Raw genomic sequence first — 14,011 nt, 5'->3', positions numbered from 1 at the left:
TTCAGTAGGATTTTAAAATAGTTAGCCACCATTCATTTTGGGCAACTCATAAATTTATAAGAATAGTTTTGGTAATGATTATATAATATTTAGTTAATTCTAGTCGGGTTTCAGCTGGTTATTTTTGAAAAAATTTAAAAATTACAGTTATGAAAAAATATGGTATTACACTACTCGCGGCAATTATGGTATTGTCAAGTTGCGAAAATGACTCTAACAAGGAGGATTCTCCAGAGTTGGTTGTAAATGAAAATGCAGCAACTTTCAAAGAAATTGGTTCTATTACGATTGGTGGCGCCGGAGCTGCTGAAATAAGTGCCTATGATGAAGTTTCTAAAAAATTATTTACCGTAAACAACAGTAATACGAATAGGATTGATGTTATAGATTTATCTAATCCATCCAGTCCAGTTTTTCTGACAAGTATCGATTTAACTTCGTTTAATGGAACTTCAAACAGTGTTACTACTTATAATGGAAAATTAGCTGTAGCATTAGAAGCAAAACCAAATAAGCAAGATGCCGGAAAAGTGGTCGTTTTTGATACGTCTAATTACAGTGTCATCAAAGAAATTACAGTTGGTGCTTTGCCGGACATGATTACATTTTCTCCTGACGGAAATTTCATCATGACTGCTAATGAAGGAGAACCAAATGATACATATTCAATAGATCCGGACGGTTCTGTATCTATTATTGCCGTTAATGCTAATTATGCGGTTACGACTTTAAATTTCGGAAGTTTTAGCAATCAATTGAGTACATTGAAAACGAAAGGATTCAGAATTGCAAGTCCAACAAATAATTTCACTTCTGATATTGAACCGGAATACATCACGATTTCTGCTGATTCAAAAACGGCTTGGGTTACTTTACAAGAAAATAACGGAGTGGCTAAAATTGATTTGGCTACTAAAACGATCACGAATATTTTTCCGTTAGGTTATAAAGATTATAATTTTGCCGATAATGCTATCGATATCAGCGATAAAGATGGTGGCGTTTTGGCTAATACATGGAAACTAAAAGGAATGTTTCAACCGGACGCTATCACTAATTTTGAAATCAATAAAATTCCTTATTTTGTTACGGCAAATGAAGGAGATGCCAGAGAATATTCAGCTTTTGTAGATGTAAAAAGAATCAGTAGTTCTTCGGTTGTTCTGGATCCAATTGCATTTCCTAATGCTGCAGCTTTAAAGGCAGAGGCAAGTATGGGAAGATTGAATATTAATACTAAAATGGGTGATACAGACGGCGATGGTGATTTTGACGAATTAGTTTCTTTTGGAGCACGTTCTTTCTCTATTTGGAATGGAAACACAGGTGAAATAGTATTCGACAGTAAAAATGAATTAGACAAGAAAGCACAAGAATTGGGTATTTATGATGATGCCAGAAGTGATGATAAATCAGTAGAGCCAGAATCAGTTGTGGTGACTAAAATGGGCGATAAAACGATTCTTTTTGTTGGATTGGAACGAGTAGATGCCGTTATGGTATATGATGTTTCGAATCCTTCCGCTCCAAAATTTTTACAGACTTTTAAAACCGGTGATGCTCCAGAAGGATTGCTTTTTATTCCAGCTTCAAAAAGTCCTACCAAAAGAAGTTTAGTGGTAGTAAGCAGTGAAGGCGACGGTGTGGTTAAAATATTCCAACCAGATTTGAATTAGATTTAGAAGTTTACTTTAAATAAAAATCCCTGCTTAGAATTATTTCTCAGCAGGGATTTTTTTATTATCGAAAAACGATTTAGTCAATCGCTCTTTTTGTAATATCACCAAAAGCGTCTATTCTTCTGTCTCTGAAAAATGGCCAGTTCTGACGTACATTTTCTTGTAGGTCTAAATCTACTTCGGCAATCATGATTTCCTCTTTGTCGTGTGAGGCTTGCGCCAAAATTTCACCTTGTGGTCCCGCAATAAACGAAGATCCCCAAAACTGAATTCCCGCTGTATCAGGCAAGTATTGCTCTAAACCAATTCTATTTGCCGCTGCAACATAAACACCATTGGCAACCGCGTGACCTTTCATAACACTCATCCAAGCACCATGTTGGTTTTCACCGTATTGCTCTTTTTCTTGTGGATGCCATCCAATTGCCGTTGGGTAAAACAACACTTCGGCACCTTGTAACGCCGTCAAACGAGCTGCTTCCGGATACCATTGATCCCAACAAATTAAAGTTCCTATTTTTCCTTTTTTGGTTGGTATTGTTTTGAAACCCAAATCGCCAGGCGTGAAATAGAATTTTTCATAAAAATGAGGATCGTCAGGAATGTGCATTTTGCGGTACAATCCTGCCTCGGAACCGTCCGTGTCAATTATGTACGCACTATTATGGTAAATTCCTGCCATTCTTTTTTCGAAGAAAGGAACAATAATCACCACACCTAACTCTTTTGCCAAAGCGCTAAAAGCAATAAACGAAGTACTGTATAATGGTTCTGCCAAAGCAAAATTATCTACATCTTCACTTTGACAAAAATAATGACTGCTGTATAATTCCGGCAACGAAATTACTTCGGCACCAAGGTTGGCGGCATCGCGAACCCAACTTATACATTTTTTCAAGTTGTTTTCGGCAATATCATTAAGATTCAATTGAATGACCGCTATTTTATATTTCTTATTTGGCATGACTTAAATTTTAGACTGCAAAAATAGTGAATTTTATAAAGAGTAGAAAATAGGGTTACTATGTTTTTTTAGGTTTTGAAAACTATCATTTGTTACGGATTTATAATTTAAAAATGACAATTTGGTTTTAAGTTAGCTGCATTGCTATTAGTTTAAAAACAATTATAGTCGACAGTATTTTAAATGTGGATTAAAGTCAGATGATTTTGTTTGTTCTGATTTAACCTAATTTTGATAATTCTCATGCTATTTCTTGGTTTTTATGAGTTGAATTGTGTTATAAGATATGTATTATGAAAAAAAACAAAATAATAAGAATTGATATCATACCAAATTGGAAAAAAAATATATATTTTTACCTCATAAATTAACGAATTTTATTACATGAGGAATCTTTATTTTCTTTCACATATCTTTTTTTTATTGATTACTGTTTCTGTTTTTGGAAATAATAATAACTTCGATAAAAATCATACAAAAAAAATAACACATACAGTTTATAAAAGTGAATTAGTAGCACCTGTTGTTTCTTTTAGTTTTAATAATGATGGCAGCTGTTCCGGAACTCCAATAGCATTTACATCTACAGTAGCTGGAGACGCTCCTTTTAAATATGAATGGGATTTTGGTGATGGAAATAAATCCTCAGTTGTTAATCCTACCCATATTTTTACAGCACTTGGTTGTGGTATGCAGAATTTCAATGTAAAGCTAACAGTTACTGATACTAATGGAGGGATTAGTTCCATAGCAAAAGTTATTTCGGTTAAACAGAAACCAGATTTAAAATTTGTAAACTTAAATGCTCCTTCAGGTTCGAGCGCTCCTTTTGAAAAGTGTGGTGATAATAATTCAGATCTGAAATACACTATAAATGTTGGTAATAATTCTACTTCAATATCCTGCATTACATCTTATACCGTAGATTGGGGCGATGGTAGTGTAGAAACAAATGTTACTTTCCCCAGAACGCATACCTATATGAAGTTAGGGTCATTTAATATGATTGTAACAGGAATTGGAAGTAATAGTTGCAATAATTCTATTATTTATATAGTTAAGAATTCTAATAATCCAATCGGGGCTCTCATAGCTCCTGGTAATACTACTAATTTATGTTTACCTGTTGCTCCTATGGAATTTGCTATTGGATCATGGGCCCTTAACCCCTCAGATACAAAATATCAAGTTAATTATGGTGATGGGACAATTAAAAATTATACTCAAGTCCAATTAGAAAGCTCTCCTTATTATAATGCAGCAAATCCGTCAGCTTCTCAAAATTTCCCTATTCCGCATACTTTTACAAGATTTAATTGTCCTTCTGGTAACACAGTAGGTTTAACAATATCAACATCCTGTGGAAGTACTTACCTAACTGCAGGTCCCATTATTATCTTAGATGTGCCTACTATAAGCTTTAATGTTAATAGTATTGTATGCGCTAATACATCTGTTTATTTCAGTAATTCAACAGTTGCCGGATATACAAATGATTGTAGTACTTTTAATGTATATACTTGGGATTTTGGTGATGGAAGCGCACCTTCCAGAGATGTAAATCCAACTCACATATATGCATTACCGGGGAAATATAAAATTACATTATCTGCAGAAACACCATGCGGTAAAGGGACTTCTTTTAGCAGATGGGTATGTGTCGAGCCTGTATTACAGCCAAGATTTACCTATGGAAATGCTTGTGCTTCAAGCAATGTACAAATTACAAATACTACTGATACTAGTCTTAGCTGTGGAGCCGAAAGTTATTATTGGGAGATTGTAAATTATTTTGAGGGTTTTTGTGGAAAAGGAACCGGTCAATGGAATTTTACGAACGGTACAGGACCTTCATCAAAAAACCCGGTTTTTAATTTTATAACGCCAGGTACTTATTATCTTAGATTAACAACAAGAAATTCCTGTGGTATTGACCGGTCAATTACGGAGATAATTCAAGTGAAAAAACCACCTGTTACCACATTGAGTCCCATATCTGATTTTTGTAATTCGGCAACCATCAGACCAGTGGGAACAGTCTTAGAGACTTGTTCACCAAGTTCGGAAGTAACCTATCTTTGGAGCTTTCCTGGCGGTTTTCCTTCCTCATCTACATCTCTAAATCCAGGATCAATCAATTATTCTGCCAGTGGAAATTATCAAGCTATTTTCAGTGTAACCAATAGTTGTGGAACTACAACCAAAACAGCAAACTTTTCAGTTAATTTGGTGCTTTCACCTATTATAAAGCCCAAGGAATTAAAAATTTGTAGTGGCGAAACCTTTCAAGTAAGGCCAGTGAGTGACGGAACGGATAATGTCCCATCAGGTACCACATACACTTGGTCAACGCCGACGGTTTCTCCCGCAGGTGCAATAAGTGGAGCTACAGCACAATTTTCACCCCAAACAAATATCAGTCAAACACTAACTAATAATACCTCAAATCCTGCCACTGTAACGTATACGGTTTCACCTATATCTGGCAGTTGCCCGGGACCTAATTTTACAGTTACAATACTAGTTAATTCATTGATAAATGTAATTGATACTATTAAAAACGCAACTTGTTTTGGTGCCAACAATGGATCTTTAAATATAGCTGTTAGTGGTGGAATCCCATTTTCAACTGGAAAACCATATTCATTTTCATGGACTGGACCCAATGGTTTTACTAGTTCGGATGAAGATATTTCTAATTTGCAGCCCGGAGTTTACACATTACGGGTTATTGATAACGGAAATTGTCCTTTTATCAGAAGTTATACGATTAGTGAACCTGATAAATTTGCTTTTTCAGGGTTTAAAAATGATATAACATGTTTTGGAAACAATGATGGGAAGATAACTTTAACAACTAACGGAGGAACTTTGCCTTACAACTATGTTTGGACCAAAAATGGCATACCTTATACAACTTCCGGAAATCTTGATAATTTGTCTCCCGGAGTTTATAAAGTAACAATTACTGAAGCAAATAATTGTGATACACTAACTGAAACATTTACTATTATTGAGCCTCCAATATTGAAAGTGAATTTAATCAGTCAAGTGAATATTTTATGTTACGGAGACTTTACAGGAGAAATTAATGTGGAAGCAACTGGCGGAAGAGCTACTGAAATTTCCCCGGGAATATTAAATTACAATTACCGTTGGACCGGACCAAACGGATTCAACAGTACGCTTCAAAATCTGCGAAATGTGGAAGCGGGAACATACCGATTAACAGTAACTGATAATTCAGGATGTAGAAAGGATTTACAAGTTGTTTTACTTCAAAACAATGAACTATTTATTACTTATACTAAAACTGAAATAGCTTGTTATAATGATGCCAATGCGTCTATCACTATTACCAATATAGGTGGAGGAATTCCATTTTCAACTGGAAACCCATATCTGATCAAATGGAGTAATTTAGGTATAGGACGTGTTCAGAATAATTTATCGGCAGGAACTTATATAATTACCATTACAGATTCATTAGGCTGTGAAAAACAATTTAATATTACGATAGATAATGCGCCGATATTTACGATAAATCCTGATATTAAACAGATTTCTTGTTTTGGTGAAAAAGACGCTTATATCAGACTGAATCTTGTTGGAGGTAAAGCTCCGGTAACTTTAGTTTGGGATGATAATGCAACTGCCGGCATGGATCGAAATAATATCGGACCCGGAAAATATACGGTGACAATTACTGACGGTAAATTGTGTAAAATAAAGGAAACATTTATCATTACAGAACCTTTACCATTAGAGTTGCGAGCTGATGTTTCTAATCCTTTAAATTGTTTGGATGCGAATACAGGAGCGATTAATTTAGTCGTAACCGGAGGTGCGCCACCATTTACATTCTCGTGGTCAAACGGAGCTACTACTGAAGATCTTCAAAACCTACCTCCTGAAAATTATACCGTAACGGTCACTGATGCGAACGGCTGTAAAAAGTCGGAATCTTGGAAAATTATTCGATTTGAGCAACTGACGCCTACCATTGAAGTTTTAAATGATTTTGATTGCGACACTAAATACGTCCGACAAACATTTGTAGGAAAGGTAAAAGGCGGTGTTCCTCCATATCAATTAAGCTGGTCTGACGGTGTTGTGACTGGTGCTAACAATGAAATAATGAATACCAATAATAATGGTTTGATTATATTTAGTGTTACTGACAGCTTTGGTTGTAGTGCTGATATTACCTATAATGTTGATACACCAGTACTGGGAGAAGCAAACTTTGAAACAACTTCTTATGGGAATGATGTCTATGGATTATATTCTATTTACGACCCTATTTTGTTCAACAATTTAGCCACAGGAGATTATACAAAAATTGCTTGGGATTTTGGAGATGGTAATTTTTCTGATGAAGAAAGTCCAAAACACATCTTCACAAAAACAGGTACATATACGATAAAGCAAATAGTCACTTATCCTTTTGGTTGCCAATATGTTCATACTATTACTTTAATAGTAGAAAAAGGATACAGTCTAATGATGCCAAATGCATTTACACCTAATGGTGACGGTGTAAACGACACTTTTTCCCCTGTATTTCTTGGTTTCATAGAAATGACTTTAGATATCTACGATACGTGGGGTAGTTTAGTTCACAGTGAAAAAGGGCAAACCTTGAGTGGCTGGAACGGAAAAATTAAAGATTTAGATGCCGAAAATGGAAATTACCATTTCAAACTCACCGCCAAAACATTTTACAATCACACCATAATTGAAGATGGTGCCTTTACATTAATCAAATAAAGCAACGCATTAAAGAATGAAAATTAAACTATTTATTATAATTATATCCTGTTGTATTTATTCAAAAGTAAACGCGCAAGATCCTGTTTTTACACAATATTTTTTGGTACCGGAAACGTTGAATCCTGGTTTTTCAGGTTTTATGGAAACCACCTACACGGGTATTATTCACAGAGAACAATGGCCTGATTTAGATTTAAAAATTGACACTGATTATGCTTTTGTTAATACTTGGAACGAAAACATGAATAGTGGATACGGTATTAGTGTTTTAAACCAAAGAGAAAATGCCACCAACTATAATTTTACGCAAATCAATGCTAATTATGCCTATAAGGTAAGAATTAGCGATGATTGGGATTTCAGACCTGCTATAGAAGTTGGTTTTGGACTTAAATCTTTTGCGTTTCAAAATTTATTATTAGAGGATCAAATAAATATCAGAACAGGAATCGTTAATGCAAATTCTATTGATCCATTGTTAATGAATGACAAAGTAAGTTTTTTTGATGCGAGCGCAGGGATGGTTTTCAATACCGAAAGTATGTGGATTGGTTTATCTATGAAACATCTCAACAAACCTAATATTGCGTTTACCGAAGACGGAAACGTGCCTTTGAATACTTTTTTCTCGCTGAGTACCGGTTATGAATTTCTTCTTGCAAACTATATAGATGTGAAATTTTTTCCATATGCGACTAAAATGTTTGTAACTTCAAATTACATGCAGCAAGGACGCTATAACCGACTCGATGTCGGAGCTTCGATATTATTCGAGAAAATGTTTTTTGGTGCCACTGCGGTAACAAATCCTGCTAAAAATGGTTTGAATAGCCAGTTGCTGACATCCGTTAATCTTTTTACAGGATTACAATACGATCACTTACGATTGGGTATCGCTTATGATTTAAATACTTCCAAAATTGGAAAAACGGGCGGTATCTATGAACTTTCTTTAACTTATCAATTTAATTTGGATGTAAAGTGTTTCGGTTGCCCAAATTATACCGGAAGATAATTAGATGAGGTATTACTCATATCATACTGTTTAGATATCCTCGCATCTTGTTTTGCAGGAACGATTCCAAAGTTGGGAGGCGTTGTAGAGCAAGAGTCGTGAAAAAATTAATATAAAATTGGCAGTTATAAACTAAGGAGGTTTTATTTTTGTATATAGTATTATGGCTAATAAAATTGATTAACTTTTGCGTTGCTAAACTACTATATTTTATAATTAATTAAATTTTTACGATTATGACAGACGAATTCAAAAGCATTGATAAAGAAGACATCGCTCTTCTTAAATTTCCAACAACAGATGTTCTTGACGATGTTGACGAAATAAAAACCAGAACAGGTGAAATCAATAGAGCGTTATCGCTGGGGAATTTAGAGCATTCGAAAATTAAAATTTTCTTTGAGGATACCGAATCCAAAAAAGTTGTTGATACTACCGTTTGGGCTGTTACAGACAAAAACGTGCTGTTGAAACAAGGTGTGATGATCCCAATTCACAGAATATATAAGTTGTTTTAATCGCTACTGTTTTAGTGCAATTGTCCCGCTCGTAGTTATTATAATTAATTGTTGTTTAATTTTTAGTGTTTGCGAGTGGGATGCTCTTGCTGGGATAGGTTGCCTTGATAAGTAATTCAATTTTGTTTTGAGTTCAACTTTTATTTAAGTCTGTATCTAATTAAAAAAAAAAACACTCTTTTTTTTTAAAATCTGGCTAAAATCGATTCAAAACGTATTCAACTTTTAATTATTTATTATTTCAAATCTCTTACTTTCAAAAGTTCTTCCAAGTATTTACTTCTTTTGTTTTTAGGGTCGTTAATCATTTTGTAGATAAAATACAAAGGGATTAATGTAAGAAATCCTCAACTGTTTTTAACAATACTGTAAAATATTATTCCTACTAAAAATCCAATAATCAAGGCATTAGTAATCGAAAATGATTTCATTTTTTTTGTTTCATCTAATAATTCTTGGTCAGTGAATTCTGAAAAATCTTTGTTCTTCATTGTTTATTTTGTTTCATGTTGTTAATTATGCAGTCGTCAGGATAATTGAAACCAACGTTTTTGAGCTCAGCGAAGGTGAGTTTTAGAAATTACAAATATTCAGCCTAGTACTAAAGCCTCACTTTTGTCAAACCCATATTAGCAGTTCGTTGTTTTTATTCGCTAATTATTTTAGTTTGTGTTAATAATTTCTTTGCTAAATCAAGGTCAGTAGCGCTGTCACTTTTAATTATCATAAAATATTTTGTCTGCCAAGTTTGTGTTTTTTTAGCTTGTTCGTTTATTGTAAAATCCCAAGTTGGATAAACTCTAATTCCACGTTTTCCAGTTTTTCCGTTTCGTGTTATTATTCCTTTGTCAGCCAACACCGATTTAGGAAAAATAAATTGTCCGAAATTATCGTTATTTCTTGCTGTGATAATTACAAAATCAAAATTGTCTGAATTGTCTAAAGGTTCAGTAATTCCGTCTTTGTTTCGTTTCCACACCGTTACAAATTGACCTGCTTTTTTAGGTGTAATTTTAGAAATTCGTTGTTGAATTTTTCTTCCGTTAAGTTCAAAAGTGCATGCGCCGTACTCTTTACTTTCTTTGTTCTGTTTCAAGTTTGTTAAGTCAAACCCACATTTGTCATAAACTAATTCTTTCACAACTTTTAGGTCGCTATGAATTGAGTTTAAAAGTGTCAAAGTGTTTTCGGTTGTCATTTTTCCTGTCAATATTTTGTTTGTTTGTATTTTGTTTGAATATCGTTTTACATTGATAGCTAAAGTTCGGGTATTACAGCGGATTTGCCAAATCTTCCAAATACAAAACCAATTTTACATTAAGCCAATTGCCAAAATCCGTTGTAGTGGCTGTTAGCAGTAGCCTTTTATATTTCTACAATGTTTAATTTGAATTCTTTATCATCAATTTTACAATCATAAAGTTTTATTTTAAGAGATTTGATTTTTACAATTGAAATTATTTCCTCACGACTTTGATTGTCAATATTACAGCCGAAAATTATTTCCCTAATAGCATCATCTTTAAGTTTTATTGAAGTTTTAGGTGCAAAATGTTTAGATAATCTATATTCATCTTCATATTCCCAATGTTTAGATTTTGTAGTTGTTAAACTCAACATTCCAACTCCATTTTCGAATAATGGGATTTTTGGAAAACTATCAGAATAATTAACTTTTAAAATCATTACCTTATCTGATTTATAGAGAGTTTCAGTGTCAAAACCAATACAAATTCCGGAATGTGAGTTTGCATAATGTGCCCACATCAATAAATTATCTTTTTTTGTTGTAAGACAGCAAATTCCATACATTTCGTTTATTTGTCTTTTTGTTTTTTCGTGGTCTTTTCTCCAAAAATCATCAGAAGTAAATTCTCCTTTGGCAAATCTTTCTTTGGCTTCGTTGATGAATTGAGTTATAGGTACATTTGGATGATTTTTACTGTTGATTTCTACAAATTTTTTGAGAACATTTTCTTCTGTCAATTCTTTTTTATCGTGCTGAAATGGAAACGTGGAATCAAAAGGATCATTAAATTTATCAACTGATGTTAAATATAATTCATTTTCAAGTATTATTTTTTTGTAAAAATCATCTTTCAAATCTCGATATTTGTAAAGTATTCTTGGAGCTTTTGGTATTTCCATTTTTTATTTAAAGAATTAAATTTTCTCTATTTCAGGATTTTTCAAGTGGTAAGTTTACTGCTAAAGTCCCGCTACTACAGCGGGATTGGGACTAAATTAAGCCCTATTTTCGGATTTGCCAAATCATCCCAGATGCAAAACCATCTTTACATTAAGCCAATTGCCCAAATCCGTTTTAGTGGCTTTTGCCAGCAGGCTTTATTCGTGAATTCCTAAATCTTTTAGAAATTTTTCACTCCTATATTTTTTTAGTAAATTAAAATTCAATCCTTCGAAACCAAGTTTCATTTCTTTAATTAAGTCATTTTCTAATGCGTTTAGATAGTTAGACATAACATTTGGTTTTGGTATTTTTTCTGAATCGTATTTATTAGTTATGATTGTAAAATTTTTATTTTCTATGGCAACAAAATAATCATAATAGAGCGCTGAAATTGCAAGTAATTTGATTTTTATAGGCGTTCCTTTTTTGTTTGGGAGATAAGCATTTAAAAGAACTCTAAGTCTTTTAAACCCATCGGTTGAAACGTTTTCTTTTAGCATAGCAAAGAGTTTTTCAGCACGTGTTTCCCATTCACTCAATTCATAAGTGTTTTCAATGTTTAATTTTTTTAAGTCATTAAGTAGCCAGAACATATTAATATATATACCGTTTAATGTTTGGAGTACTAAAATGATTTCCTCTATTCGATTAACACGAATTTGTTTTTGGGTATTTTTCCAAGCAACAATAGTTGAAATTACTGATATGCAAATTGCAATTATTGGTAAAACAACTTTTAAAACTTCTGTCCAATCAATCATATTTCTCCGTAATTTGTTAAGCTTGCTGGTAACTAATGTATAAGCGCTATAAACCTTCGTATTTACACCCAAATATGGGTAAATTGGCGAAGGTTTGTTTCGATTTATGTTTTCTCAAATATACTAAAATTTTCTTACAAATTATCAAAAGGATTCTTTATTGAATGCCTTTACAATTATGAAGGGTATATATTTCTTAGTTTAGTTGTAGTCATTTCTGTTTTTTCTATAGAATTTAGGAAATCGAAAAGTTGTAATTTAGCCCCGATGGGAGCAAGTATCCCACGCTTTTTGGCGTGGATACTGCAGACAGCGGGACAACTCGTCTTGGTAATTTAGAAATTTTCTGCTCCTAAAAAAAGCCATAAAAAAACACCAGCCTTTCGACTGATGTTTGCCTTGTGTTTATGCTATGTCCGCCGTTAAAGTACGTTGAATTTACAGATTATTTTTTGCCAATTATTTTTTTGAACAAGTTTACAATTCCTAAAACAACAGCACCAAATGTAAGACCTAATAAAAATTCAGTTACTATGGACGGTATTTGGGGTAGTATATCGTGCAGGAACGGAATTTCATGTACAAATATTCCGCCTGCCACTAATAATAAAGCGATAGTTCCTATAAAGGATAAACTCTTGATGACTTTTGGCAGTGCTTGTACCAGAATAGTACCTACTTTTTTTGTAAAACTTCCTTCCTTAGAACTCAGTTGAATCAGTTTTAAACCTGCTTCATCCATACGTACAATTAGGGCTACAATCCCGTAAACTCCCACAGTTGCTATAAGTGCAATGATGGAAACAACCATTATTTGTGATGAAATGGGTTTGCCAATTACAGTTCCCAATGCAATAATTACGATTTCTACGGATAAAATAAAATCAGTTACTATGGCTGATTTTATTTTTTCTTTTTCAAAGGCTAATATTTGTTCTTCGGTCAACGGTTCCAACGAAATTTCGTGTTTTGCATGCTCGTGCGGAAAGAAGTATTCGTATATTTTTTCGGCACCTTCGTATGCCAAATAAAGTCCTCCAAGTACTAAGATTATGATAACAGCCAACGGTAAAAATTTACTCAACAGAAAGGCGATAGGCAAAATGATTACTTTATTGAGCAAGGAGCCTTTTGCAATTGCCCATAATACAGGCAGTTCTCTTGAGGAGATAAATCCAGAGGCTTTCTCTGCATTTACAGCTAAATCATCACCTAAAATACCAGCCGTTTTCTTTGCTGCCACTTTACTCATTACTGCAACATCATCCATAATTGCTGCGATATCATCTAATAATGCGAAAAAACCTGATGCCATTTTGATTATTTTAGTAACTGCGCTAAATTATTTTTTTTGAACGAAAATCTGTTCTGGCGCTTTGTTTGTTTATTCCTGCGAATCTAAAACTTTTTTTATTTACTCTATTTATAAAATGGAGAAAATTTTAGTTACGGTTCACCCAAAACCTTTCTGCATAAGTCCTACTGTTTTTAGTTACTTTTGAAATAAAAATAATTATGGGTTTCAAACATGTATTTAAAGCTAAATTAGATTGGCTTTTTTCTAAAAAGGAAGTGGTGACATATACTAAAAGTCATACCATAACGGTTGATGGCAAGGCTGTTCTTCATGTTTCGGCTGCCAAAGCTTTCAAAGGAGATCCCGCTTTGTACAATCCTGAAGATCTTTTATTAAGTAGTGTGGTTTCCTGTCACATGATGTCGTATTTATATGTTTGCAGCCAAAATGGGATTGATGTGGTTTCCTATACAGATGAAGCGGAGGCAACTCTGGAGGTTTTGGAGGACGGTAGCGGACGTTTTACTGTCATTAAACTCAATCCTAAAGTTGGTATTACTAACAAAGAAAAAATAGATGAAGCGATTAGCTTGCACAAAAAAGCGAATGAACTCTGTTTTATAGCCAATTCGTGTAATTTTCCAATTCTGCATTTTCCTAGTTGTGAAATTGAGGTCGTAAATTAAAATTGGAACGTATTTTTACTTTGTTTTTGGGGCTAATTTTAAAATAGTAAGTAAATCATCCAGTTTGTTCCTAAAAAAAGTTGGGCATAAAAAAACCAGCCTTTCGACTGGTTTTCATCTTATTATA

General features: G+C 33.5%; 11 protein-coding genes. 5 read left to right on the top strand and 6 right to left on the bottom strand.

The genetic code is table 11. The annotated features are described in order from the left end of the window. Positions 1 to 149 precede the first annotated feature (149 nt). Positions 150 to 1,676, top strand: a complete 1,527-nt coding sequence (locus tag DR980_RS06940) for a choice-of-anchor I family protein (RefSeq protein WP_113634503.1) — start codon at positions 150 to 152, stop codon at positions 1,674 to 1,676. Between the two features lie 79 nt (positions 1,677 to 1,755). Here DR980_RS06940 and DR980_RS06935 read toward each other — a convergent pair whose 3' ends face one another. Then, entirely contained in the window at positions 1,756 to 2,643 is an 888-nt protein-coding gene (locus DR980_RS06935) for a carbon-nitrogen hydrolase (protein WP_113634502.1), read from the bottom strand. A 384-nt stretch (positions 2,644 to 3,027) separates the two neighbouring features. On the opposite strand from DR980_RS06935, the gene DR980_RS06930 reads away from it, so the two are divergent. The 3 genes from DR980_RS06930 to DR980_RS06920 all read left to right on the top strand — a co-directional run bounded on the left by DR980_RS06930 (position 3,028) and on the right by DR980_RS06920 (position 8,949). Then, positions 3,028 to 7,413 (top strand): PKD domain-containing protein, encoded by a 4,386-nt coding sequence (locus DR980_RS06930; protein WP_113634501.1) that lies wholly within the window; start codon positions 3,028 to 3,030, stop codon positions 7,411 to 7,413. Between the two features lie 16 nt (positions 7,414 to 7,429). Then, positions 7,430 to 8,431: a PorP/SprF family type IX secretion system membrane protein gene (locus DR980_RS06925; RefSeq protein WP_113634500.1), complete on the top strand. Its 1,002-nt coding sequence runs from the start codon at positions 7,430 to 7,432 to the stop codon at positions 8,429 to 8,431. A 236-nt stretch (positions 8,432 to 8,667) separates the two neighbouring features. Then, positions 8,668 to 8,949 carry a hypothetical protein gene (locus tag DR980_RS06920; protein WP_113634499.1) on the top strand — a complete coding sequence of 94 codons (282 nt, stop codon included), beginning with the start codon at positions 8,668 to 8,670 and terminating at the stop codon, positions 8,947 to 8,949. A 347-nt stretch (positions 8,950 to 9,296) separates the two neighbouring features. Here DR980_RS06920 and DR980_RS16410 read toward each other — a convergent pair whose 3' ends face one another. The 5 genes from DR980_RS16410 to DR980_RS06895 form a co-directional block, all read right to left on the bottom strand. After that, complete coding sequence (locus DR980_RS16410) at positions 9,297 to 9,440, bottom strand: hypothetical protein (RefSeq protein WP_208630795.1); 144 nt, start codon at positions 9,438 to 9,440, stop codon at positions 9,297 to 9,299. A 155-nt stretch (positions 9,441 to 9,595) separates the two neighbouring features. Beyond that, positions 9,596 to 10,147 (bottom strand): MepB family protein, encoded by a 552-nt coding sequence (locus DR980_RS06910; protein ID WP_113634498.1) that lies wholly within the window; start codon positions 10,145 to 10,147, stop codon positions 9,596 to 9,598. A 167-nt stretch (positions 10,148 to 10,314) separates the two neighbouring features. Beyond that, positions 10,315 to 11,097: a DUF2971 domain-containing protein gene (locus tag DR980_RS06905; RefSeq protein WP_113634497.1), complete on the bottom strand. Its 783-nt coding sequence runs from the start codon at positions 11,095 to 11,097 to the stop codon at positions 10,315 to 10,317. Between the two features lie 198 nt (positions 11,098 to 11,295). After that, entirely contained in the window at positions 11,296 to 11,901 is a 606-nt protein-coding gene (locus DR980_RS06900; RefSeq protein ID WP_113634496.1) for a hypothetical protein, read from the bottom strand. Between the two features lie 445 nt (positions 11,902 to 12,346). Then, positions 12,347 to 13,216 carry a DUF808 domain-containing protein gene (locus tag DR980_RS06895; protein WP_113634495.1) on the bottom strand — a complete coding sequence of 290 codons (870 nt, stop codon included), beginning with the start codon at positions 13,214 to 13,216 and terminating at the stop codon, positions 12,347 to 12,349. A 200-nt stretch (positions 13,217 to 13,416) separates the two neighbouring features. Here DR980_RS06895 and DR980_RS06890 point away from each other — a divergent pair, with 200 nt between their 5' ends. Continuing rightward, positions 13,417 to 13,884: an OsmC family protein gene (locus DR980_RS06890; RefSeq protein ID WP_113634494.1), complete on the top strand. Its 468-nt coding sequence runs from the start codon at positions 13,417 to 13,419 to the stop codon at positions 13,882 to 13,884. Positions 13,885 to 14,011: the final 127 nt, after the last annotated feature.

Origin of the sequence: Flavobacterium psychrolimnae (genome assembly GCF_003312425.1) — a bacterium.
GTDB classification, from domain to species: Bacteria; Bacteroidota; Bacteroidia; order Flavobacteriales; family Flavobacteriaceae; genus Flavobacterium; species Flavobacterium psychrolimnae.
This window is presented reverse-complemented; position numbering and strand designations above follow the sequence as displayed.